This window comes from Rathayibacter sp. AY1D9 (assembly GCF_002932395.1).
Lineage (GTDB): Bacteria > Actinomycetota > Actinomycetes > Actinomycetales > Microbacteriaceae > Rathayibacter.
The window spans coordinates 124936-146782 of record NZ_PSVQ01000001.1 but is presented as its reverse complement, the minus strand read 5'-3'; the positions used below and the strand labels follow the sequence as shown (position 1 = coordinate 146782).

Sequence of the window (21847 nt, the reverse complement as noted above, 5' to 3'; positions counted from 1 at the left end):
CGTCCTGGCCCTCGTTCGGTGGTCGTGGCGCGTCGATCGATCGATGTCGGAGGTGCGTGGTGTCATCGGCGGCATGGATCTCTCCTTCGCCCTCGGCCTGGTGGTCGGCGCGCTCCTCGCGGGGGTCGTGGCCGTCCTCCTCGCCCGCTCCCGCACGCCCGACGCCGCCCTCGCCCTCGACCTCGCGACGGCCCGCGCCCGCGCGGAGGGCCTGGAGGAGCGGCACGAGGCCGTCGTCGAGCAGCACCGCGAGCACCTCGGCTCCGCCCGCGATCAGATCCGCGAGCTCCAGGAGCAGCTGCGCGTCGTCGCTGAGCGCGAGCGGCACGACGCGCGCATCCTGCAGACCCTCTCCCCCGTCGCCGAGAGCCTGCGCGGCATGCAGGAGGCGGTCGGCCGGCTCGAGCGCGAGCGCGCCGCCCAGTTCGGGGCGATCACCGAGCAGCTCGAGGGACAGCGGGCGGCGGGCGAGCAGCTGCGCTCGACGACCGAGACCCTCGCGTCCGCGCTCCGCTCCACCACGAGCCGCGGCGCCTGGGGCGAGACGCAGCTGCGGAACGTCGTCGAGGCCGCCGGGCTCACCCAGCGGGTCGACTTCGACGTGCAGTTCGGGCTCGAGGGCGAGGCGGGCCGCGGCCGCGCCGACATGGTGGTCCGCCTGCCCGGCGGCAAGGCGATCGCGGTGGACGCCAAGGTGCCGTTCGACGCGTACCTGGAGGCGAGCGCGATCCCCGCGGGCGCCGGCGGCGAGGAGGAGGCGCGGCGCGCGGGGCTCCTGCGGGCGCACGTCCGCGCCCTCCGCGGCCACGTGGACGCGCTGGCCGCCCGCTCCTACTGGACCGGTCTCCCGGCGAGCCCCGAGTTCGTCATCGCGTTCGTGCCGAGCGAGCCGCTGCTCGCGAGCGCGCTCGACGCCGACCCGAGCCTGCTCGAGTACGCGTTCCGCAAGCGCGTCGCCCTCGCCTCGCCCGTGACCCTGTGGTCGGTGCTGAAGACCGTCGCCTACACCTGGCAGCAGGACGTGCTCACCGACGACGCCAAGCGCCTGCTCGACCTCGGCAAGACGCTCTACGCCCGTCTCGGCACCCTCGCCGACCACGCCGAGGGCCTGCGCCGCTCGCTCGAGAAGACGGTCGACTCCTACAACGCCTTCGCCGGCTCGCTCGAGAGCCGCGTGCTGGTCACCGCGCGCCAGTTCGACTCCCTCGACGAGTCGCGCGTCATCGCCCCGGTCGGAGGAGTCGCCTCCTCGCCGCGCCGCCTCACCGCCGTCGAGCTGCTCGCCGCGGAGGACGAGTCCGAGCGGAGCGCGTAGGGCCCCGGGTCCCCGTTGAGCGAGCACCGGGCGTGCAGGCCGCGCGCGAGCGGCGCCGTCCATCCGGCTCGACACCCGGACGACCGCAGGTCGCGACGGCGCTCCGCCTCCGCGGCTCGGCGGAGGAGCGCCGACGAGGCGTATCGAGACCCGCCGCGGCCCCGCCCGCTCGCCTCGGTGGCCGGGGCCGGTGTCCTTCCGCGTCCCGCACGCCGAAACGCCGCCGCACTCGCCGAGGCGCCGTCAGCGGAGCGGCGTCTCAGCGGCGGGGCGGCGTCTCGGAGAGACGGTGACGGCCTAGACCCACTTCTCCGCGAGGTGCTGGGCGGTCACGCGGCGGATGGTGCCCGAGCGGGAGCGCAGCACGATGGACTCCGTCGTGATGACGTGGCCCTCCTTGCGCACGCCCTTCACGAGCCCGCCGTTCGTTACTCCGGTCGCGACGAAGTAGGTGTTGTCGCTGCGGACGAGGTCGTTGGCGTGGAGGACGCGATCGACGTCGTGGCCGGCGTCGATGGCGCGCTGGCGCTCGTCGTCGTCCTTCGGGCGGAGGATGCCCTGGATCACTCCGCCGAGCGCGCGGATGGCGCAGGCCGTGATGATGCCCTCGGGCGTGCCTCCGGTGCCGACGCACATGTCGAGTCGGGAGTCGTAGCGAGCGGCGTTGATGCCGCCCGCGACGTCGCCGTCGAGCAGGAGGCGCGTGCCGGCTCCGGCCGCGCGGATGTCCTCGATCAGCTGAGCGTGGCGCGGGCGGTCCAGCACCGCGATGCGCATCTCCTCGACGGGCTTGCGCTTGGCGCGGGCCAGGGCGCGGATGTTCTCGCCGATCGGGCGCTGGATGTCGATGATCCCGACGCCCTCGGGCCCGGTGACGATCTTCTCCATGTAGAACACGGCGGAGGGGTCGAACATCGCGCCGCGGTCGGCGACGGCGATCATCGAGAGCGCGTTCTGGCGCCCGGCGGCGGTCAGCGAGGTGCCGTCGATCGGGTCGACGGCGATGTCGGCGGCGGGCCCCGAGCCGTTGCCGACGTGCTCGCCGTTGAAGAGCATGGGCGCGTTGTCCTTCTCGCCCTCGCCGATCACGACGACTCCGTCGAAGTTCACGGTCCCGAGGAAGGTGCGCATGGCATCGACCGCTGCGCCGTCGGCGGCGTTCTTGTCGCCCTTGCCGATGAAGGGCACGGCGCGGATCGCGGCGGCCTCGGTGGCGCGGACGAGCTCCATGCCGAGGTTGCGGTCGGGGTGGAGGTAGAGCGAGTCGTTGTCGATCACAGAGCGGAGTCCTTCGTCGTCGAGTTCGTGCACGTCGTCGCAGGACCCGCGGAGCGGATCCCCATCCCTGCCCGAAGCCTAGTCCAGGGCCCTCCACGGGCGGAGGGACCGCGGAGGGGCGCCTCGCTAGACTCATCCGCGACGCGGGCCTCGCCCGACCCCCCTTCGTTCATCCGTCAAAGGAGATGCCATGCCCGTCGCTACCCCGGACCAGTACGCAGAGATGCTCGACAAGGCGAAGGCGGGCGGCTTCGCCTACCCGGCGTTCAACGTCTCGTCGTCGCAGACGATCAACGCGGTCCTCCAGGGCCTCACCGAGGCGGGCTCGGACGGCATCATCCAGGTCACCACCGGAGGCGCGGACTACTTCGCCGGCCACACCGTGAAGAACCGCGCGGCCGGCGCGATCGCCTTCGCGAGGTTCGCGACCGAGGTCGCCAAGAACTACCCGGTCACGGTCGCGCTCCACACCGACCACTGCCCGCAGAACGCGCTCGAGGGCTTCGTCTACCCGCTGATCGCCGCCTCCGAGGAGGAGGTCAAGGCCGGTCGCGAGCCGCTCTTCCAGTCGCACATGTGGGACGGCTCCGCGATCCCGCTCGACGAGAACCTCGCCATCGCGAAGGAGATCCTCCCGCGCGTCAAGAACATCAACGCCATCCTCGAGGTCGAGATCGGCGTCGTCGGCGGCGAGGAGGACGGCGTCTCGCACGACATCAACGAGCACCTCTACACCACGCTCGACGACGCGATCGCGACCGTCGAGGCCCTCGGCTTCGGCGAGCAGGGCCGCTACATGGCCGCCCTCACCTTCGGCAACGTCCACGGCGTCTACAAGCCGGGCAACGTCCGCCTGCGCCCGGAGCTGCTCCGCGAGATCCAGGACGGCCTGCAGGCGAAGTACGGCACCGGCGCGCTCCCCCTCGACCTCGTCTTCCACGGCGGCTCGGGCTCGACCGACGAGGAGATCGCCGAGGCGGTCCGCAACGGCGTCGTCAAGATGAACATCGACACCGACACGCAGTACGCGTTCAGCCGCTCCGTCGCGGACACCGTGCTGAAGAACTACGACGGCTTCCTCAAGGTCGACGGCGAGGTCGGCAACAAGAAGGTCTACGACCCGCGCTCGTGGGGCAAGATCGCCGAGACCGCGATGGCCGCGCGCGTCGCCGAGGCGACCCGTCAGCTCGGCTCGGCCGGGAACTCCGGGAAGTAGGGCACCGCTCCGTGACGAACGCACACGATCAGCCGGGCGACAGGCGTCCGGAGCCGCAGTACGGCGAGTACGCGCCGCCCGGCTGGTCGTGGCAGCCGCCGGAGGACGCCGTGGTCGTCCCCGACCCGCGGGGGTCGGAGACCGATCCGAGGCCCGCGACCGCTCCGGCCGCGAAGCCGGTCGCGCATCCCGTCGACCGCCTGCTCACGATCGTGCTGCTCGCGCTCGGCGTGTTCTTCGCCGTGCCGACGCTGCTCGATCCCTCGAGCTTCGCGACGACCCTCCAGGAGCTCTACCGCTCCCAGGGCATCGGCACCTACGCGTCGCCGGAGCTCGCACGGATCCTCGGCGTCGTGGTGGCGCTCGCGCAGTCGCTGATCGTCGCCTTCGCGGTGTGGATCTCGATCCGGCGGCTCCGCGCCGGCAAGCGCGCCGTGCTCGTCCCGATCCTCGGGATCGCGGCGACCGTGCTGCTCTCCCTGATCGTCGCGGCGATCGCCATCCTGGGCGACCCGACGTTCGCGGAGTACGTCACGCGCATGTCGGGCTCGCAGGGCGGCGCCGGCACCGACGTCTAGCGTCGATCCCCGTTCCACCGCACACGGAAGAGGCCGCCGCTCCCGAGGGAGGGCGGCCTCTTCCGTGTCCGGGCCGGAACGCTCTAGGCGCCCGCTCCCGCGCTGATGCGTCCACCGACGCCGCGGGCGTCGCGCTTGCCGGCGACGTCCTTGCGCAGCTCCTTGGGGAGCGAGAACATCAGGTCCTCCTCCGCCGTCTTGACCTCCTCGACATCGCCGTACCCGGCGGCGGCGAGGTCGTCGAGGACCTCCTGGACGAGCACCTCGGGCACCGAGGCGCCGCTGGTGACGCCGACGGTGCGGATGCCCTCGAGCCACTCCTGCTTGATCTCGCTCGCGTAGTCGACCCGGTAGGCGGCCTTCGCGCCGTACTCGAGGGCGACCTCGACGAGGCGCACGGAGTTGGAGGAGTTCGCGGAGCCGACGACGATGACCAGCTCGGCGCCCGCGGCGACCTTCTTGATCGCGACCTGGCGGTTCTGCGTGGCGTAGCAGATGTCGTCGCTCGGCGGGTCCTGCAGGTTGGGGAAGCGCTCGCGGAGACGGCGCACCGTCTCCATCGTCTCGTCGACCGAGAGCGTCGTCTGCGAGAGCCAGACGACCTTGTCCGGGTCCTTCACGACGATGTTCGGCACGTCGTCGGGGCTGCCGACGAGGGTGACGTGATCGGGAGCCTCGCCCGCGGTGCCCTCGACCTCTTCGTGGCCCTCGTGGCCGATGAGGAGGATCTCGAAGTCGTCGCGCGCGAAGCGGACGGCCTCGCGGTGCACCTTCGTCACCAGGGGGCAGGTCGCGTCGATCGCCTGGAGACCGCGATCGGCCGCGCCCTGGACGACGGCCGGTGAGACGCCGTGCGCGCTGAAGACGATGTGCGATCCCTCGGGCACCTCGTCGACCTCGTCGACGAAGATGGCGCCCTGGCTCTCGAGCGTGGAGACGACGTGCACGTTGTGCACGATCTGCTTGCGCACGTAGACCGGGGCACCGTAGTGCTCGATGGCCTTCTCGACGGCGACGACCGCGCGGTCGACTCCGGCGCAGTAGCCGCGGGGCGCGGCGAGGAGGACGCGCTTGCGGCCCTCGACGGGGACGTCGCGCAGACGCCCTGTGGCGCGGGGCATGCGCGGCATGGGCAGGCTGATCGGGACTTGGCTCACCCCCTGATTCTACGTGGTGCATCCTGTGCCCGGGCCGTCCCGGTGTCGGACCCGTCCCGTACCGTTGTCGTCGCGGGAGGGCACTCCCGCTCCCCCCGTCCCTCCGAGCAGAGGCAGCGATGACCGACGCCCCACCCACCGCCGACGCACCCTGGCCGGTCGGCCTGCTCGCCAGCAAGATCAAGGGCTGGATCGAGCGCCTCGGGACCGCGTGGGTCGAGGGCGAGATCACCCAGTGGGGCGCGTCCGGCGGCAACGTCTACGGGAAGCTGAAGGACCTGTACGGAGACGCGACGGTCGGCTTCACCGTCTGGTCGTCGGTGCGGAGCCGCCTCCCGGCCGACCTCAAGCAGGGCGATCGGGTCATCGCGCTGGTGAAGCCCAACTACTGGGTCAAGGGCGGCACGCTCTCGATGCAGGTCTTCGAGATGCGCCACGTCGGCCTGGGCGATCTGCTCGAGAAGCTCGAGCGGCTCCGCCGGCAGCTCGCGTCGGAGGGGCTGTTCGACGCCTCCCGCAAGAAGCCGCTGCCGTTCCTCCCGCACGGCGTGGGCCTCATCACCGGCAAGGACTCGGACGCCGAGAAGGACGTGCTGCGGAACGCGCAGCTGCGCTGGCCGGCCGTGCGCTTCCGGGTGGTCCACTCGGCCGTGCAGGGCGACCGGACGGTCCCGGAGGTGCTCTCGGCCCTGCGGACCCTCGAGGCCGACGACAGCATCGACGTGATCGTGATCGCCCGCGGAGGCGGCGACTTCCAGAACCTGCTCGGCTTCAGCGACGAGGCGCTCGTGCGCGCCGTCGCCGCCTGCTCCACTCCGGTCGTCAGCGCGATCGGCCACGAGGCCGACCGCCCGCTGCTCGACGACGTCGCCGACCTGCGCGCCTCCACTCCCACCGACGCCGCGAAGAGGGTCGTGCCCGACGTCTCCGACGAGCTGCTGCGCGTGCAGCAGGCCCGGCTGCGGATGACCGGCCGCGTGAGCGGGCTCGTCTCGCACGAGATCGACCGGCTCTCGCAGCTGCGCTCGCGGCCGGTGCTCGCCCAGCCGCACGTGCTGGTCGACCGGCACGCCGAGGAGCTGACCCGTTGGGTCGCGCGCGGCGCCGAGCTGGTGGACCGCCGCCTCGAGCGCGCGCACCTCGAGGTCGAGCGCCTGCACGGCCACCTGCGCGCCCTCTCCCCCCAGCACACCCTCGACCGCGGCTACGCGATCGTCCAGAACGCGGCCGGGCACGTCGTCCGGGCGCCCGGTGACGCGCCGGCCGGCGGCGCACTCGTCCTCACGCTCGCGGAGGGGGCCGTCGGCGCCCGCTCCGAGGGGCCCACCGGCGATCCCGCCGGCCGGTCCTGAGCCCGCCGCGCCACCCGTCCCCCCTCAGCCCCGATCGATAGGATCAGACCCATGCCCGACTCCCCCGACGCCCCGGCGACCGACTCCGACGTCTCGGGATTCTCCTACGAGCAGGCGCGCGACGAGCTCGTCCGCGTCGTCTCCGAGCTCGAGCAGGGCAGCTCCACCCTCGAGCGCTCGCTCGCCCTGTGGGAGCGCGGCGAGGCCCTCGCCGCCCGCTGCGAGGAGTGGCTGATCGGAGCACGCGCCCGGCTGGACGCGGCCCGCTCCGGAGGGGCGGCCGCCGGATGAGCCGCGCGAAGCCCGCGCGGGTCGTCGCCGAGCTCGGGCGCCCGGAGACGGCCGCCGAGACGGCCGCACGCAAGGCCGAGAACTCCCGGCTCTACCGTCAGCGCAAGACGGTCAACAACCTCGTCTTCTCGCTGCTCGCGACCGTCGGTGCCGTGGCGCTCATCGTCCTGCTCGTCCCCCGCGGCGACACCGTGGAGCTCTCCTCGGTCGACGTCCCCCGCGTCGCCGCACAGGTCCAGCTGGGCGAGGAGCAGACGCTCGCCGTGCCCTCCCTGCCCGAGGGCTGGAAGGCCAACGCGGCCGAGCTCCGCCGCGAGAACGGCACCGACTACTGGTACGTCGGCCTGATCACCCCGAAGGCGGGCTACATCGGCCTGAGCCAGGGGCTCGACGCGGACGCGGCCTGGGTCGCGACGCAGCTCGACCGCCGGGCGGCGACCGGCGTCGAGACGATCGACGGCCGCGACTGGACCGTCTACGACCACCGCGACTCCGGCGACGACACCGGCAACACGCCCTACGCACTCGAGACGACGGAGGGCTCCAGCACCTACCTCGTCTACGGCACGGCCCCGACGGACGAGATCCGCCTGGTCGTCGACGCCATCACCCCGCAGATCGGCCAGGAGGAGTCCCGATGAGCCTCGGAACCAGCAGCACCGTCCCCCGCGAGTCCCGCCCGCCGGCGTGGGTCTGGAAGGAGATGCTCCGCGGCAACCAGCGCTTCGTCGCCGGCGAGCCCCGCCACCCCCGCCAGGACGTCGAGCGCCGCGCCGAGCTCGCCGCCGCGCAGGCCCCGCTCGCCGCGCTCTTCGGCTGCAGCGACTCCCGCCTCGCGGCCGAGATCATCTTCGACCTGGGGCTCGGCGACCTCTTCGTCGTCCGCAACGCCGGCCAGGTGATCGCCGACTCCATCATCGGCTCGCTGGAGTACGGCGTCGCCGTCCTCGGCGTGAAGGTGCTGCTCGTGCTCGGCCACGACGAGTGCGGAGCGGTCCGGGCGGCGATCCAGTCGCAGGCGCCCGGCGCCGAGCGGCTCCCCCCGCACATCGAGCACCTGATCGAGCCGATCATCCCCGCGGTGCGCCGCCTCGTGGGCGCCCAGCCGGACGGCCGCGTGCTCGTCGACCCGTCGGCGACCGACGCGCTGGCCGTCGGCCGCGAGCACCTGCGCGACACGGTCGCCGAGCTGCTCCAGCGCTCCCCGCTGATCGCCGACGCTGTCGCGACCGGGCGGCTCGCCCTCGTGGGCGCCAACTACCGGCTCTCGGACGGCACCGTGATGTCCGATGTCGTGCTCGGCATCGATCCGCCCGAGCTCAGCCCCTACGTCTCCGAGCTGGAGCGCGACTCCGGCTCGGCCTCCTCCGCCGCCGCTCCGAGCGCGGTGGGATCGGATCCCGCGTGAGCGGCTCCGGACAGCACAGCACCAACCGATCAGACAAGGACGAACACAGCGTGGTGGATCACTCCCCGACCGACGACTCCGGCGACTTCCGCATCGAGCACGACACGATGGGCGAGGTGCGGGTCCCCCGCGACGCCCTCTACGCCGCGCAGACCCAGCGGGCGGTCGAGAACTTCCCGATCTCCGGTGCGGGCCTCGAGCCGGCCCAGATCGCGGCCCTCGCCCGCATCAAGAAGGCGGCAGCGCTGGCCAACGCCGAGCTGGGCGTGCTCGACGCCGACATCGCCACGGCGATCGCCGACGCGGCCGACCTCGTCGTCGGGGGCGGCTACGACGCGCACTTCCCGATCGACGTGTACCAGACCGGCTCGGGCACGTCCTCGAACATGAACATGAACGAGGTGCTGGGCTCGCTGGCGACCACGGCCCTCGGCCGCACCGTGCACCCGAACGACCACGTCAACGCCTCGCAGTCCTCCAACGACGTGTTCCCCACCTCGGTCCACGTCGCCGTCACCGGCGCGCTCATCGAGTCGCTGATCCCCTCGCTCGAGCAGCTCGCCGAGTCGCTCGAGGTCAAGGCGGAGCAGTGGGCCGAGGTCGTCAAGGCCGGCCGCACCCACCTGATGGACGCCACCCCCGTCACGCTCGGCCAGGAGTTCGGCGGCTACGCCGCGCAGATCCGCCTCGGCATCGAGCGCGTGCAGTCGGCGCTCCCCCGCGTCGCCGAGGTCCCGCTCGGCGGCACCGCGGTCGGCACCGGGATCAACACCCCCGCCGGCTTCCCGCAGAAGGTCATCGCGCGCCTCGCGGAGGAGACGGGCCTTCCCGTCACCGAGGCCCGCAACCACTTCGAGGCCCAGGGCGCGCGGGACTCGCTGGTCGAGGCCTCCGGAGCGCTGCGCGTGCTCGCGGTGAGCCTGACCAAGATCAACAACGACCTCCGCTGGATGGGCTCCGGCCCCAACACCGGCCTCGGAGAGCTGCGGATCCCCGACCTCCAGCCCGGATCCTCGATCATGCCCGGCAAGGTGAACCCGGTGATCCCGGAGGCCGTCCTCATGGTCTGCGCGCGCGTGATCGGCAACGACGCCACCATCGCCTGGGCAGGCGCCTCGGGTGCCTTCGAGCTCAACGTCGCGATCCCCGTCATGGGGACGGCGCTGCTGGAGTCGATCCGCCTGCTCGCGAACTCCGCCGTGCTGCTCGCCGACAAGACCGTCGACGGCCTCGAGGCCGACGTCGAGCACGCCCGCGCCCTCGCCGAGTCCTCCCCCTCGATCGTCACCCCGCTCAACAAGGTGATCGGCTACGAGGCCGCCGCCAAGGTCGCGAAGAACTCGGTCGCCAAGGGGATCACCGTCCGCGAGTCGGTCGTGGACCTCGGCTTCGTCGAGCGCGGCGAGGTGACGGAGGAGCAGCTCGACAGCGCCCTCGACGTCATGTCGATGACCCACCCCGGCTGAGCCCGGCCCTCCGACGGCCCGTCCCTGCGCTCGGCGCGGAGGCGGGCCGTCAGAGCACCAGCCAGAACCCCGTGAGCAGGAACGGTCCGAACGCGACCCGTCCGCGGACGCGCAGCACGAGCACCCACAGCCCTGCCACCGCGAAGCCGACAGCGGGCGCGGCGACGACCTGCTCGGGTCCGAGAGCCGCGAGCGGCGGTGCGAGGGCCGCCTGGAGCTTCACGTCGCCGAGGCCCAGCCCGCCCGCCGCATGCAGCACGCCCAGGCACAGCACCGTCGCGAGGACGGCGAGAAGCGTCCCCGCCGTGGGCGCGAGGACGGCTCCGACCACCAGCAGCGGGAGCGTGACCGCGTTCGGGAGCCGGTGCCCGCGCACATCCGCCAGCACCAGCGGCACGCTCGCGAGCGCCACCGGGACGAGGCCGGGCGCCCGACCGAGGTGCGGGGCCCCGATCAGGAGGAGCGCCAGGGCGCCCAGGAGCAGGGCGGCCCGGTCGAGCAGAGATCCGCGGAGCATCCGCCGAGACTAGGGGGCGACGCCCTCGGGGCGTCGGAGTTCTCCACAGGGCGGCCCGGCGGCGTGCTCGGGCGGCGGCGGGTCCCATCCCGGCCTCAGTCGTGCGGCGGCAGCGGTCCCAGCAGGAGCGACGCCCAGGCGCCGTGCGCCGACGCGTCGTCGGAGGGGTGGAACTGCCCGGCGAGCACGTCGCGGTAGAGGCGACCGAGCTCCGACCGGCGCTGGTACGCCGAGCCGCCCGCGATCCGGACGGCGCTCTCGACCACGCGGAGCGCTCCCTCCGTGGTGCGGATCTTCACCCCGACCAGCGAGGGGAACCAGCGCGCGCCGCGGTCGACGAGCGCGTCCACGTCGGCCGCCGCCGTGCGCAGGGGCGCCTCGAGCCCGTCGAGCAGCATCCCGGTCTCAGCCACCCGGTGCCGCACCTCGGGGTCCTCCGCCAGTGGCCGCCCTCCCGCCCGGAGGGAGGTCCGTCGGCGGACGGAGGCGACGGCGAGCTCGAGCGCGCGCTGCGCGACACCGAGGTAGACCGAGGAGATCAGCACCTCGAAGGCCGCGAAGACGGCGAAGACGAAGGGGTCGGCGGTCGGTCCGACGGGCAGCGAGCGGATCATCCGCTCGGCCGGGACGACGACGCCGTCGAGCACCGTCGTGCGGCTCTGGGTCGCCCGCATGCCGAGCGTGTCCCAGTCGTCGCGGACCTCGAGCCCGGCGACCGGCGAGTCCGGGCGCTCACGGTGCACGAAGCCGTGCACGAGCCGCGGCTCCGACCCGCTGTCGTCGCGACCGAACACGCCGAGCCGCGTCCAAGCGGGCGCGAGGGAGGTGAAGACCTTCGTGCCGGTGAAGCGGTAGCCGCCGTCCCCGAGCGGCTCCGCCCGCGTCAGCGAATCCGAGAGCACCAGGTCGTTGCCCGCCTCGCTGTTGCCGAAGGCGAAGACGTGACCCGTCGCGGCGTCGACGAGAACCGAGCGGAGGGAGTCGTCGCCCCGCTCGAGCAGGATTCGCGCGATCCCGGTCCAGACCAGGTGCATGTTGACGGCGAGCGCGGTCGCGGGCGCGGCGGTCGCGAGGAGCGTCTGCTCGGCGGCCGCCTGCTCCAGGCCGAGGCCGGCACCGCCGAGCTCCTCGGGGACGAGCAGCGCCAGGTACCCGATCGAGCGCAGCTCCTCCAGGTCGTCCGCGCAGAACGCGTTGCGCTCGTCGTAGTCGGCCGCGCGGGTGCGGAAGCGCTCGAGGAGCGCGTCGTCGAGGATGCTCACCCGTCCACGCTACGCCCCGGTGCCCTGCAGGGACGCGCCCGGCCCGGGGATCCTCGGATCCCACGGACCGGACGCACAGCGAGCCCGTCAGGCGAGCTCGTTCGATTCCAGCATCTCGGTGACCAGAGCGGCGATCGCCGAGCGCTCGGAGCGGGTCAGCGTGACGTGCGCGAACAGCGGGTGGCCCTTCAGCGTCTCGATCACGGAGGCGACCCCGTCGTGCCGGCCGACCCGGAGGTTGTCGCGCTGCGCCACGTCGTGGGTCAGCACCACCCGGGAGTTCTGCCCGACCCGCGAGAGCACCGTGAGCAGGACGTTCCGCTCCAGCGACTGCGCCTCGTCGACGATCACGAACGCGTCGTGCAGCGAGCGCCCGCGGATGTGCGTGAGCGGCAGCACCTCGAGCATCCCGCGCTCGATCACCTCGTCGAGCACGTTCTGCGACACCAGCGCCCCGAGCGTGTCGAAGACCGCCTGCGCCCAGGGGTTCATCTTCTCGGCCGCGTCGCCGGGCAGGAAGCCGAGGTCCTGGCCGCCCACCGCGTAGAGCGGCCGGAAGACCATGATCTTCTTGTGCTGGCGCTTCTCCAGCACCGCCTCCAGGCCCGCGCAGAGCGCCAGCGCCGACTTGCCGGTGCCGGCCCGGCCGCCGAGCGAGACGATGCCGACCTCCGGGTCGAGCAGCAGGTCGATCGCGAGCCGCTGCTCCGCCGACCGCCCGTGCAGGCCGAACACGTCCTTGTCGCCGCGGACCAGCGTGATCTGCCGCTTGCCGGTGACCCTCGCGAGAGCGGAGCCGCGGTCGGAGTGGACGACGAGCCCGGTGTTGACCGGGATGTCGGCCACGACGTCCGTGAAGAGCCGCTCGCGGTCGTAGAGCTCGCTCATCGCGTCGCCGCCGAGCGTCACGTCGTCCATGCCGGTCCAACCGGACTCGGGGGCCTGCTCGGCCAGGTACTCCTCCGCGGCGAGGCCGATGGAGGCGGCCTTCACGCGCATCGGCATGTCCTTGGACACGACGGTGACCACGGCGCCCTCGCTCTGCAGGTTGAGCGCGACGGCGAGGATCCTCGCGTCGTTATCGCCCATCTGGAGCCCGCTCGGCAGCACCGACATGTTCGAGTGGTTGAGCTCTACGCGGAGCGTGCCGCCGCGGCCGACGGCGATGGGGAAGTCGAGGCGCTCGTGCTGCACGCGCAGCTCGTCGAGGCGGCGCAGGGCCTGCCGGGCGAAGTAGCCGATCTCGGGATCGTTGCGCTTGCCCTCGAGCTCGCTGATGACGACGATCGGCAGCACGACGGCGTGCTCCGCGAACCGGAACATCGAGGACGGATCCGACAGCAGCACCGAGGTGTCCAGGACGTAGGTGCGGAGGAGCTGATCGGCCGGATCCGAGGAGCCGTGCTGGACACGGCGGTGGACGCCGCCCTGCGTCCCGGTCTGCGGATCCATGCCCTGGGGAACTGTCACGACGACTCTCCACACTCCGGGGGCCGGAGCCCCCGGCTCATGTCCTCGAGCCGGTCTCATCGGTGCGTGTCGTGCACCGCGCAGTGTCCCTTCGGCGTCTGCGCGATGTCGAGCCGTACTTCTGTGGCCGTCTCGACCAGGCGCTGTACCTGATGACTCGAACCTAACCCGGCGAATGACATCCGTGTGCTTCTCACCGCTACGAATGTGTAACCAGTGTGTGAACGCGCGGAATCCGGCCTAGTAGTCGATGCTCGTGGCCGACGAGATCAGGGCGGCGCGGAGCAGCGCGAGGGTCGCGTCGGTGGTGCCGGCGTGCGCGCTGAAGCGGACGGTGCTCGGACGCACGCGCGCGGTGACGCCGTGCGCGGCGAGGGAGGCTGCCAGCGGGGCCAGCTCCTCCGGCTCCGGCTCGACGACCACGATGCCGGCGCGCTCGTGCTCGCCGCGGGAGCCCACGACCGCCAGTCCGAACTCGTCCGCGAGGTCGACGATCGCGCTGACCCGCTCCGCCACGAGCGCGGCGATCGTCGACTGCCCGACCGCGGCGACCTCCTCCAGCGCCGACGCGAGCCGGGCCTGGGCGATCGGGTCCGGGTTGCTGATGCTGAAGGCGCGGGCGTCGCCGCGCGGCGGAGCCACCTCGTCCCACGGCTCCGCCTGCTCCGATCCCGTCCAGCCGGAGAGCACCGGGGTCAGCCGCGACAGCGCCCGCTCGCTGAGCGCGAGGAAGCCCGTCCCCCAGCCGGCGCGGAGCCACTTCTGGCCGCCGGTGACGACCACGTCCGCCAGCTCGTAGGGCGCGTCGACGATGCCGAAGCCCTGGATCGCGTCGAGGACGAGCATCCGGTCGCCGATCACGTCGCGGATCGCCGCGACGTCCGCGAGGTAGCCGGTGCGGGAGTCGACCAGGCTCACCGCGACGGTCGTCACGTCGTCCGTGAGCTGCTCGCGGACCGCCTCCGGCGTCACCCGTCCCTGCTCGGTCCGCAGCCAGCGGGGCTCCACCGAGCCGAGAGCCTGCGCCGAGCGCACCGCCGCGAACGGCAGGCTCGGGAACTCCGCGGCCGACAGCAGCACCGCGCCCGAGGCGCCGAACAGCGCGTGCAGGAGGCCGGTCGAGGTGTTGGGCTGGAAGACGACGCTGTCGGCGGGGACGCGCACGAGCGCCGCCGCCGCCTCCCGGACGCGCTCGTCCTGCCGGAACAGCTCGTCGAGTGTGCCGCTGCGCGCGCGCACCAGCAGCTCGACGGCCGCCTCCTGCTCGGCGGCGACGGTCGCCGAGAGCGGGCCCACCCGGCCGAAGTCGAGGTACCCGGTCTCCTCGCCGAAGCCGGCGAGGTAGTCCTCGGTCGTGGTGGAGGTGGCCTCGTTCGAGCTCATGCCGGCCCTTCCGGTCGGTGGTGCGGCAGGAGCCGCGAGGTCAGCTGCCGAAGCGGCGGTGCCGTCCGGCGTAGTCGCGGAGCGCGCGGAGGAAGTCGACCTCGCGGATGTCGGGGCCGAGCGCCTCCATGAAGTAGAACTCGCTGTGCGCGCTCTGCCAGAGCATGAAGTCGGAGAGGCGCTGCTCCCCCGAGGTGCGGATGACCAGATCGGGGTCGGGCTGCCCGCTGGTGTACAGGTGCTCGCCGATGAGCTCCGGGGTCAGCAGGCCCGCGACGTCCTCGATGGAGGAGCCGCGCTTGCCGTGCTCCTCCAGGATGCTCCGCACGGCCTGGGCGATCTCGTGCCGCCCGCCGTAGCCGACCGCGAGGTTGACGTGCAGGCCCGTGTGGAAGGCGGTGCGCGCCTCCGCCGTGTCGAGCGCGGCCACGAGCGAGGGCGGGAGGCCCTCGTCGGAGCCGACGTGCTGCACCCGCCAGTCGGGCTGCTGGGAGACCTCCTCGGCGAGGTCGGCGATGATCGCGATCAGCTCGGTCAGCTCGCTGCTGTCGCGGCCGACGAGGTTGTCCTGCGAGAGCAGGTAGAGGGTGACGTGGCGCACGCCGAGCTCGTCGCACCACTGCAGGAACTCGTGCACCTTGGCGGCGCCGGCCCGGTGGCCGTGCGCGGCGGTCTCGAGGGCCCGCTGCCGCGCCCAGCGCCGGTTGCCGTCGATGATCATCGCGACGTGGTTCGGCAGGGAGTCGGGGGGAAGGCTCGAGCGGAGGCGCTTCTTGTAGACGCCGTAGAGGAGGTCCCTTCCCACAGGCAGTCTCGGCTTCGGCACAGTGACACGGTAGTCGACCCGGGGCGCTCCTCGAAGCCCGGCGGCGCTCGGCGTCGGCCCGGGACGGCGTCGTAGTCTGTCCGGCATGAGCCAGCGGCCGACGCCTCCCCCGTCCGATCCCCGCGCCCGCACCGACCGCGGCGGAGACGCCGTCGGAGCGGACGGCCCGGACCTGCCCGCCCTCCCCCTCGTCGAGGACGCGATCGAGCACGACTCCTCGGCGGAGGCCCGGCCCACCTGGCGCGGCTGGATCCACGCCGGCCTCTTCCCGCTCGCGATCGTCGCCGGAGTGGTGCTGATCGTGGTCGCGGAGGGGACCGCGGCGAAGTGGGCGGCCGCGGTGTTCGCGACCACGTCGCTCCTGCTCTTCGGGAACTCCGCTCTGTACCACCGCTTCGACTGGAAGCCGCGGACGAAGATGATCCTCAAGCGGATCGACCACGCCAACATCTTCCTGCTGATCGCCGGCACCTACACGCCGCTGGCCGTGCTCGCCCTGCCGCCCGCGCAGGGCACGCTCCTGCTGGTCCTGGTCTGGGCGGGGGCGCTGCTCGGGATCGGCTTCCGCGTCTTCTGGATCGGGGCGCCGCGCTGGCTCTACGTGCCGCTCTACCTGCTGCTGGGCTGGGCGGCCGTGATGTACCTCGGTCCGCTCTTCGAGGCCAGCGCGACGATGATGGTGCTCGTCCTCGCCGGCGGGCTCTGCTACTCCGTCGGAGCCGTGATCTACGGGATCAAGAAGCCCAACCCGGTCCCGGGCGTCTTCGGCTTCCACGAGATCTTCCACGCGCTCACGGCCGTGGCGTTCCTCTGCCACTGGACGGCAGCGCTGATCGTCTCGCTCCACCCCGCCTACAACGCCTAGCAGGGCCCGGGCCCACCGGTGCAGCCCGGGCTCAGCCCTCGTTGCGCTCCGCCTCCTCGGCGTCGAGCCGCTCCTTCACCTGGGCGGTGTAGGTGGTGCGCCGCACGCGCCGGACCATGTCGAGCGCGAGGAGGACGGCGGCCAGAGCGATCACGAGCATCGTGATGAAGCCGAAGAGGCCCGGCGTGACCGTGTCCTCGTTGAACTCGGGACCCGGGGTCGGCACCGTCGTGGAGGCGAGGACGACGGCGCGCTGGGCGCCCTCGAGCAGCCCGGCGATCACGCGCGCACCTCGTCGGCGACGACGACGCCGGAGCCGTCGGGCTCCGGGGACACCGGGGCGTCCCCCGAGGGCTCGGGGTCGGGAGCGATCGGCGGGACGACCGCGGTCGGGCCCGGGGCGAGCTCGGCCAGGTCGAGACCGGCGAAGAGATCCGTCTCGGGCGTCGGCGCGTCGACCCGGCTCTCGACGAGCTGGAAGTCGTCGGTCGGCCAGGCGGCGTCGATCGCCTCGTGCGGGAGGAAGAAGAAGGCGTTGTCCGGAGCGACCTGGCTGGCGTGGGCCAGCAGGGCCGCATCGCGCCGATCGTGGAAGCCGGAGATCACGACCCGCGTGGTCGCGAGGTACGGGGTGTCCTCGTTCCAGCGCTTCATCTCCTCGAAGACCGACAGGCGCGGGTCCTCCGGGTCGATCGAGCGCAGGTGCTCGGCGATCGCCCGCAGCTTCTGGCCGCTGAAGACGCGGTCGTAGTACAGCTTCGAGATCGACCACGGAGCGCCCGTGCCCCGGTACTCCTCGGCGAGGCCCGCCGCGCGGTACGCCTCGACGGCGACCTGGTGGGCGCGGATGTGGTCGGGGTGCGGGTAGCCGCCGTTCTCGTCGTAGCTGATGATCACGTGCGGCCGGAACCGGCGGACCAGGCGCACGAGCGGAGCGGCGGCCGTGGCGAGCGGCAGGCCCGCGAACGAGGCGGCGTCGACCTTCCCGTCCTCGGGCATGCCGGAGTCGACGAAGCCGAGCCAGGCGTGCTCGACGCCGAGCGCCTCGCGAGCGGCCGCCATCTCGTACCGGCGGAGGCCGCCGATGTCGCGCTCGGCGTGCGCGCGGGCCTCGAGGCCCTCGTTCAGCACGGAGCCGGCCTCGCCTCCGGTGCAGGAGACCACCATGACCTCGGCGCCCCGCGAGGCGTAGGCGGCCAGCGTCGCCGCGCCCTTGCTCGACTCGTCGTCAGGATGGGCGTGCACGGCGAGGAGGCGCGGAGTGTCCCGCACCTCCGAATCGACGGAGACCTCGACGGCCTGGGACACGATCGCTCGATTCCTCGGGGTTTAATGGGATCGGCGCTCCTGTCCGCGAAGGACGCGCGCCACCCGTCCAGAGTAGACGCATCACCCAGGGAGTTCCGTGGCCGCCCGCACGTCCGAGAGCGTCGAGGGAGCCGCCACGCCCGCGCACGATCCGGACGCGGTCCGCGCCGCCGGACCCCTCGCCACCCGCTACGGCCGCACGACGCGCACCCGCCGCGGCAACCGCTGGCTCTTCGGCGGCGTCGCGCTCGCCTTCGTCGCCGTCTTCGCCGCCTGGGTCGTCTGGGCCGGACTCGACGGAGCACGCGGAGGAGTGGACGTCCAGGACACCGCGCACCAGGTCGTCGACGACCGCACCGTCACCGTCTCCTTCGATCTCACCGCGCCCGTCGGCCGCGAGGTCGCCTGCGCGGTCCAGGCCCTCAACGAGCAGTCCGCCGTGGTCGGCTGGCTGGTCGTGGAGTACCCCGCCTCGACGGAGCGCTTCCGCTCCTACACGGAGACCGTCCGCACCACCGAGCTCGCGAACACAGGTTTGATCTCCTCCTGCTGGCTCCCGTAGGCTTGCCCGAAGCCCTGACGGACTCGTCGGGGCCTCGCCATTCCCACCGCCGCCTGACGCCGGCCGTCCCCACCGCCGGACGCGGACACCTCCGCACGGTGCTGCCGGGCGCCGCGAGCGCGGCCCGCAGAGCAGGAGCCCACCATGGCCGACCAGTCACAGGTGACCTGGATGACCCAGGAGTCGTACGACCGCCTCGAGGCGGAGCTCACCGAGCTGTCCACCAACGGACGCGAGGAGATCGCCAAGCGCATCGAGGTCGCCCGCGAGGAGGGCGACCTGAAGGAGAACGGCGGCTACCACGCCGCGAAGGACGAGCAGGGCAAGATCGAGGCCCGCATCCGCCAGCTGACCTCGCTCCTCCGCGAAGCCGAGATCGGCACGCCCCCCGAGAGCCACGGAGTCGTCGAGGCCGGCACCATCATCACCGCCGAGATCGCCGGCGACGAGTCCCGCTTCCTCCTCGGCAACCGCGAGATGGCGGGCGAGAGCGACCTCGACGTCTACAGCCCCCAGAGCCCCCTCGGATCGGCGATCATGGGCCTGAACGTCGGCGACACCGCCCGCTTCACGGCACCCAACGGGCGGGAGATCGAGGTCCGCGTCGCCAACGTCGAGACCTGGTCCGGCCACTGATCGCACGTCGCGGCGCTCTCCGCGGCGTTGTCGTCGGGCGCGATACCGCCGGTATCGCTTCCTCCTCCGCCTTGCGGAGAACGCCGCGACGCACGATCAGCCCTCTCTGAACGGGAGCGGGGCGCCGGCTTCGCGGCGACAGCGTCGGGCGCGATACCGCCGGTACCGCTTCCTCCTCCGCCTTGCGGAGAACGCCGCGACGCACGATCAGCCCTCTCTGAACGGGAACGGGGCGCCGGCTTCGCGGCGACAGCGTAGGGCGCGATAACGCCGGTACCGGCTTCCTCCTCCGCCTTGCGGAGAACGCCGCGACGCACGATCAGCCCTCTCCAGACGGGGGGGCGCCGGCTTCGCGGCGACAGCGTCGGGCGCGACACCGCCGGTACCGCTTCGTCCTCCGCCTTGCGGAGAGCGCTGTGACGCAGGATCAGCCCTCTCCGAACGGGAGCGCCGCGCAGGCTTCGCGGCGACGGCGAGGGCGCGAGATCGCCGGTACCGGCTTTGTCCTCCGCTCTGCGGAGAACACCGCGGCGCCCACAGGCGGTCAGTTGCGGGAGATGCGGGGGGCGTAGCCGGCGTCGGTGAGGACCTGGATGACGCGGTCGGCGTGCTCGGGGCCGCGGGTCTCGACGCTGATCTCGATCTCGACCTCGCTGATCTGCAGGCCCCGGCCGTGCCGGGTGTGCAGCACCTCGACCACGTTCGCGTTCGCCTCCGAGATGAGCTCCGCGATGCGCGACAGCTGCCCCGGACGATCCGGCAGCCCGATGCTCATCTTGAGGTAGCGCTCCGACGCGGCCAGGCCCCGGCTGATCACCCGCTCCATCATCAGCGGATCGATGTTGCCGCCCGACAGGATGACCGCGGTCGCTCCGGCGTCGCGGATCTTCCCCGTCAGGATCGCCGCGATGCCCACCGCGCCCGCTGGCTCCACCACGAGCTTCGCCCGCTCCAGCAGCACCAGCAGAGCCCGGGCGATGTCGTCGTCCTCGACGGTGACGACCTCGTCCACCATCTCGCGGACGATCGCGAAGTTCAGCTGCCCCGGCTTCGCCACGGCGATGCCGTCGGCGATCGTCGGAGAGATCGTGATCGCGGTCGGCTCGCCGCTCGCGAGCGAGAGGGGGTACGGCGCCGCGTTGGCCGCCTGCACGCCGATGACGCGGAGCGTGCGCCCCTCCTCGGCCGCCTTCTGCTTGGCCGCCGATGCGACCCCGGCGATGAGGCCGCCGCCGCCGATGGGCACCACGATGGTCTCGACGGCGGGGGCCTGCTCGAGGATCTCGAGGCCGACCGTGCCCTGGCCGGTGATCACGTCGGGGTGGTCGTAGGGAGGAACGAAGACCGCGCCCGTGCGCTCGGCGAACTCCGCCGCCGCCGCGAGCGCCTCGTTGAAGATGTGGCCGCTCAGCACCACGTCCGCGCCGTAGTCGCGGGTGGCTGCGAGCTTGGGCAGCGCGACGCCGATCGGCATGAAGATCGTGGCCTTGATCCCCAGCTCCCGCGCCGCGTAGGCGACGCCCTGCGCGTGGTTGCCGGCCGAGGCCGCCACGACTCCGCGGGCCCGCTCCTCCGGAGTGAGCCGCGACATCCGGAACACCGCTCCGCGGATCTTGTAGGAGCCGGTGCGCTGGAGGTTCTCGCACTTGAGGAACACGGGCGAGCCGAGGACCTGCGCGAGGAAGGTGCTGGTCTCCATGGGGGTGGCGGCGATGACGGGGGCGAGGACGGCGCGGGCCGCCTCGAACTCGTGGAGGGCGGGTCCGACGACGCGGCTAGTCTGCATGCTCTGCGGCAACTCTCTCGGGGGTTCGGGTCGGCGAGCGCCAGGCTCCGCTCGCGACGTACTTGACCATGACGTTGAGCGTGGCCACGACGGGCACCGCGAAGAAGGCGCCGGCGATGCCGCCGATGATCGAGCCTCCGGCCACAGCGAGCACGACGGCCAACGGGTGGACCTTGACCGCCGACCCCATGATCAGCGGCTGGAGGATGTGGCCCTCGAGCTGCTGCACCGCGAGGACGACGATCAGCAGGAAGAGCGCGATCAGCGGTCCGTTGTAGACCAGCGCGATGAAGACGGCCAGCGCCCCCGTCACCACGGCGCCGATGACCGGCACGAAGGAGCCGAGGAAGACGAGCACGCCGATCGGGATGGCCAGCGGGACGCCGAGGAGGAAGGAGCCGAGGCCGATGCCGACCGCGTCGACGAAGGCGACCAGGATCTGCACCTTCACGAAGTTGGTCAGCGTCACCCACCCTGCGCGGCCGGCGCCGTCGACGGCTCCGCGGGCGCGGCGCGGGAAGAGGCGGACGACCCAGCTCCAGATGTTCGGCCCGTCGATGAGGATGAACAGCGTCGAGAAGAGGGTGAGCAGCACGCCCGTCAGCAGGTGGCCGACGGTCGAGCCTACGCTGAGCGCGCCGCTGACCAGCATCCCCGAGTCCTGCTGCAGGGCCGTGAGCGCCTGCTGCGCGTACTGGTTGATGTCGGTCTCGGTGAGGTGGAGCGGCGACTCGAGGAGGAAGGCCTTGAAGTCGTCGTAGGACTGCACCGTCTGCCGGCTGAGGTCGTCGAAGCCGGAGTAGACCTGGGTGACGACGAGGAAGAGGAGCCCGCCGATCACCACGACGATCCCCAGCTCCGCCAGGACGACGGCGGCCCACTTGGGCCAGCGGTGGCGCTGGAGGAAGCTCGAGAACGGCACCAGGAGGGCGGCGATCACGATCGCGAGCAGGAGCGGGATGACGATCAGCCGCAGCTCGATGACGAGCAGCACCAGCACCGCGAGCGCCGCGACCACGACGAGGACACGCCAGGCCCAGGCGCCGGCGATGCGCATCCCGTCGCTCACGAAGGCCGAATCGGCGACGGGATCGGTCCTCGCGCTCGGCGTGCGCCTGCCGCTCGTCGACGGGGCGGCGGCGGACGGGCCCGCGTCGGTGTTCCTCCGCCC

The 21847-nt window shown here is 72.5% G+C and carries 22 protein-coding genes; 11 read left to right on the top strand and 11 right to left on the bottom strand.

Annotated elements, in window-relative coordinates; translation table 11 throughout:
• Positions 1 to 73: 73 nt before the first annotated feature.
• Positions 74 to 1315: a DNA recombination protein RmuC gene (locus C5C50_RS00640; RefSeq protein WP_219812625.1), complete on the top strand. Its 1242-nt coding sequence runs from the start codon at positions 74 to 76 to the stop codon at positions 1313 to 1315.
• Positions 1316 to 1612: 297 nt separating this feature from the next.
• Here the strand turns inward: C5C50_RS00640 and glpX are convergent, their stop codons facing one another.
• Positions 1613 to 2545, bottom strand: coding sequence for a class II fructose-bisphosphatase (glpX, locus tag C5C50_RS00635; protein WP_104272697.1), 933 nt, complete (start codon positions 2543 to 2545; stop codon positions 1613 to 1615).
• A gap of 238 nt (positions 2546 to 2783) precedes the next feature.
• Here glpX and fbaA point away from each other — a divergent pair, with 238 nt between their 5' ends.
• Both fbaA and C5C50_RS00625 read left to right on the top strand, forming a co-directional pair.
• Entirely contained in the window at positions 2784 to 3809 is a 1026-nt protein-coding gene (gene fbaA, locus C5C50_RS00630) for a class II fructose-bisphosphate aldolase (RefSeq protein WP_104224414.1), read from the top strand.
• Between the two features lie 11 nt (positions 3810 to 3820).
• The gene (locus C5C50_RS00625; RefSeq protein WP_104224415.1) at positions 3821 to 4387 is read left to right on the top strand and encodes a DUF6264 family protein; all 567 of its coding nucleotides are present in this window, start codon (positions 3821 to 3823) and stop codon (positions 4385 to 4387) included.
• Between the two features lie 83 nt (positions 4388 to 4470).
• Here the strand turns inward: C5C50_RS00625 and C5C50_RS00620 are convergent, their stop codons facing one another.
• On the bottom strand, positions 4471 to 5517 hold the full coding sequence (locus C5C50_RS00620; RefSeq protein ID WP_104225527.1) for a 4-hydroxy-3-methylbut-2-enyl diphosphate reductase: 1047 nt from the start codon (positions 5515 to 5517) through the stop codon (positions 4471 to 4473).
• 146 nt (positions 5518 to 5663) lie between these two features.
• Between C5C50_RS00620 and xseA the strand changes: the two genes are divergently transcribed.
• Genes xseA through C5C50_RS00595 form a run of 5 tightly spaced genes read left to right on the top strand, consistent with a single transcriptional unit; the run spans position 5664 to position 10061 of the window.
• Positions 5664 to 6896 carry an exodeoxyribonuclease VII large subunit gene (gene xseA, locus C5C50_RS00615; protein ID WP_104272612.1) on the top strand — a complete coding sequence of 411 codons (1233 nt, stop codon included), beginning with the start codon at positions 5664 to 5666 and terminating at the stop codon, positions 6894 to 6896.
• Positions 6897 to 6947: 51 nt separating this feature from the next.
• The gene (locus tag C5C50_RS00610) at positions 6948 to 7187 is read left to right on the top strand and encodes an exodeoxyribonuclease VII small subunit (RefSeq protein ID WP_104224418.1); all 240 of its coding nucleotides are present in this window, start codon (positions 6948 to 6950) and stop codon (positions 7185 to 7187) included.
• On the top strand, positions 7184 to 7828 hold the full coding sequence (locus C5C50_RS00605) for a DUF4245 domain-containing protein (protein ID WP_104225525.1): 645 nt from the start codon (positions 7184 to 7186) through the stop codon (positions 7826 to 7828). The genes C5C50_RS00610 and C5C50_RS00605 overlap by 4 nt, the downstream gene beginning before the upstream one ends.
• Positions 7825 to 8595, top strand: a complete 771-nt coding sequence (locus C5C50_RS00600; protein WP_208543312.1) for a carbonic anhydrase — start codon at positions 7825 to 7827, stop codon at positions 8593 to 8595. Before C5C50_RS00605 ends, C5C50_RS00600 begins: the two co-directional genes overlap by 4 nt.
• A 50-nt stretch (positions 8596 to 8645) precedes the next feature.
• Positions 8646 to 10061 (top strand): aspartate ammonia-lyase, encoded by a 1416-nt coding sequence (locus C5C50_RS00595; RefSeq protein WP_104224420.1) that lies wholly within the window; start codon positions 8646 to 8648, stop codon positions 10059 to 10061.
• Positions 10062 to 10110: 49 nt separating this feature from the next.
• On the opposite strand, the gene C5C50_RS00590 is transcribed toward C5C50_RS00595, so the two are convergent.
• The 5 genes from C5C50_RS00590 to C5C50_RS00570 all read right to left on the bottom strand — a co-directional run bounded on the left by C5C50_RS00590 (position 10111) and on the right by C5C50_RS00570 (position 15498).
• Positions 10111 to 10578 (bottom strand): prepilin peptidase, encoded by a 468-nt coding sequence (locus C5C50_RS00590; RefSeq protein ID WP_104272611.1) that lies wholly within the window; start codon positions 10576 to 10578, stop codon positions 10111 to 10113.
• Between the two features lie 95 nt (positions 10579 to 10673).
• Positions 10674 to 11840 carry an acyl-CoA dehydrogenase family protein gene (locus C5C50_RS00585; protein WP_104272610.1) on the bottom strand — a complete coding sequence of 389 codons (1167 nt, stop codon included), beginning with the start codon at positions 11838 to 11840 and terminating at the stop codon, positions 10674 to 10676.
• 87 nt (positions 11841 to 11927) lie between these two features.
• Positions 11928 to 13292 carry a PhoH family protein gene (locus tag C5C50_RS00580; protein ID WP_104266924.1) on the bottom strand — a complete coding sequence of 455 codons (1365 nt, stop codon included), beginning with the start codon at positions 13290 to 13292 and terminating at the stop codon, positions 11928 to 11930.
• A gap of 258 nt (positions 13293 to 13550) precedes the next feature.
• Positions 13551 to 14693 carry an aminotransferase class V-fold PLP-dependent enzyme gene (locus C5C50_RS00575; protein ID WP_104272609.1) on the bottom strand — a complete coding sequence of 381 codons (1143 nt, stop codon included), beginning with the start codon at positions 14691 to 14693 and terminating at the stop codon, positions 13551 to 13553.
• A 40-nt stretch (positions 14694 to 14733) separates the two neighbouring features.
• Positions 14734 to 15498: an isoprenyl transferase gene (locus C5C50_RS00570; RefSeq protein WP_308471827.1), complete on the bottom strand. Its 765-nt coding sequence runs from the start codon at positions 15496 to 15498 to the stop codon at positions 14734 to 14736.
• A gap of 106 nt (positions 15499 to 15604) precedes the next feature.
• Here C5C50_RS00570 and C5C50_RS00565 point away from each other — a divergent pair, with 106 nt between their 5' ends.
• Positions 15605 to 16384: a hemolysin III family protein gene (locus C5C50_RS00565; RefSeq protein ID WP_104272608.1), complete on the top strand. Its 780-nt coding sequence runs from the start codon at positions 15605 to 15607 to the stop codon at positions 16382 to 16384.
• A 31-nt stretch (positions 16385 to 16415) separates the two neighbouring features.
• Here the strand turns inward: C5C50_RS00565 and C5C50_RS00560 are convergent, their stop codons facing one another.
• Both C5C50_RS00560 and mca read right to left on the bottom strand, forming a co-directional pair.
• Entirely contained in the window at positions 16416 to 16667 is a 252-nt protein-coding gene (locus C5C50_RS00560) for a hypothetical protein (protein ID WP_258063166.1), read from the bottom strand.
• On the bottom strand, positions 16664 to 17692 hold the full coding sequence (gene mca, locus C5C50_RS00555; RefSeq protein ID WP_244229458.1) for a mycothiol conjugate amidase Mca: 1029 nt from the start codon (positions 17690 to 17692) through the stop codon (positions 16664 to 16666). Before mca ends, C5C50_RS00560 begins: the two co-directional genes overlap by 4 nt.
• A 97-nt stretch (positions 17693 to 17789) precedes the next feature.
• Between mca and C5C50_RS00550 the strand changes: the two genes are divergently transcribed.
• Together C5C50_RS00550 and greA are read left to right on the top strand one after the other, a co-directional pair.
• On the top strand, positions 17790 to 18254 hold the full coding sequence (locus C5C50_RS00550; RefSeq protein ID WP_104272607.1) for a DUF4307 domain-containing protein: 465 nt from the start codon (positions 17790 to 17792) through the stop codon (positions 18252 to 18254).
• A 144-nt stretch (positions 18255 to 18398) separates the two neighbouring features.
• Positions 18399 to 18890, top strand: coding sequence for a transcription elongation factor GreA (gene greA, locus C5C50_RS00545; RefSeq protein WP_104225519.1), 492 nt, complete (start codon positions 18399 to 18401; stop codon positions 18888 to 18890).
• Positions 18891 to 19434: 544 nt separating this feature from the next.
• Here the strand turns inward: greA and ilvA are convergent.
• Both ilvA and C5C50_RS00535 read right to left on the bottom strand, forming a co-directional pair.
• Positions 19435 to 20676, bottom strand: coding sequence for a threonine ammonia-lyase (ilvA, locus tag C5C50_RS00540; RefSeq protein WP_104224429.1), 1242 nt, complete (start codon positions 20674 to 20676; stop codon positions 19435 to 19437).
• On the bottom strand, positions 20666 to 21847 hold a 1182-nt coding region (locus tag C5C50_RS00535), incomplete at its 5' end, for an AI-2E family transporter (protein ID WP_374954488.1). The genes C5C50_RS00535 and ilvA, both read right to left, overlap by 11 nt.

What these genes read in the sequence shown, in the direction of transcription:
- C5C50_RS00590 (WP_104272611.1), bottom strand. Translation starts at nt 10,578, where the DNA reads ATGCTCCGCGGATCTCTGCTCGACCGGGCCGCCCTGCTCCTGGGCGCC.
- C5C50_RS00620 (WP_104225527.1), bottom strand. Translation starts at nt 5,517, where the DNA reads ATGCCGCGCATGCCCCGCGCCACAGGGCGTCTGCGCGACGTCCCCGTC.
- greA (WP_104225519.1), top strand. Translation starts at nt 18,399, where the DNA reads ATGGCCGACCAGTCACAGGTGACCTGGATGACCCAGGAGTCGTACGAC.
- glpX (WP_104272697.1), bottom strand. Translation starts at nt 2,545, where the DNA reads ATGGAGCTCGTCCGCGCCACCGAGGCCGCCGCGATCCGCGCCGTGCCC.
- C5C50_RS00605 (WP_104225525.1), top strand. Translation starts at nt 7,184, where the DNA reads ATGAGCCGCGCGAAGCCCGCGCGGGTCGTCGCCGAGCTCGGGCGCCCG.
- fbaA (WP_104224414.1), top strand. Translation starts at nt 2,784, where the DNA reads ATGCCCGTCGCTACCCCGGACCAGTACGCAGAGATGCTCGACAAGGCG.
- C5C50_RS00580 (WP_104266924.1), bottom strand. Translation starts at nt 13,292, where the DNA reads ATGGATCCGCAGACCGGGACGCAGGGCGGCGTCCACCGCCGTGTCCAG.
- C5C50_RS00575 (WP_104272609.1), bottom strand. Translation starts at nt 14,693, where the DNA reads ATGAGCTCGAACGAGGCCACCTCCACCACGACCGAGGACTACCTCGCC.
- C5C50_RS00600 (WP_208543312.1), top strand. Translation starts at nt 7,825, where the DNA reads ATGAGCCTCGGAACCAGCAGCACCGTCCCCCGCGAGTCCCGCCCGCCG.
- ilvA (WP_104224429.1), bottom strand. Translation starts at nt 20,676, where the DNA reads ATGCAGACTAGCCGCGTCGTCGGACCCGCCCTCCACGAGTTCGAGGCG.
- C5C50_RS00640 (WP_219812625.1), top strand. Translation starts at nt 74, where the DNA reads ATGGATCTCTCCTTCGCCCTCGGCCTGGTGGTCGGCGCGCTCCTCGCG.
- xseA (WP_104272612.1), top strand. Translation starts at nt 5,664, where the DNA reads ATGACCGACGCCCCACCCACCGCCGACGCACCCTGGCCGGTCGGCCTG.
- C5C50_RS00565 (WP_104272608.1), top strand. Translation starts at nt 15,605, where the DNA reads ATGAGCCAGCGGCCGACGCCTCCCCCGTCCGATCCCCGCGCCCGCACC.
- C5C50_RS00610 (WP_104224418.1), top strand. Translation starts at nt 6,948, where the DNA reads ATGCCCGACTCCCCCGACGCCCCGGCGACCGACTCCGACGTCTCGGGA.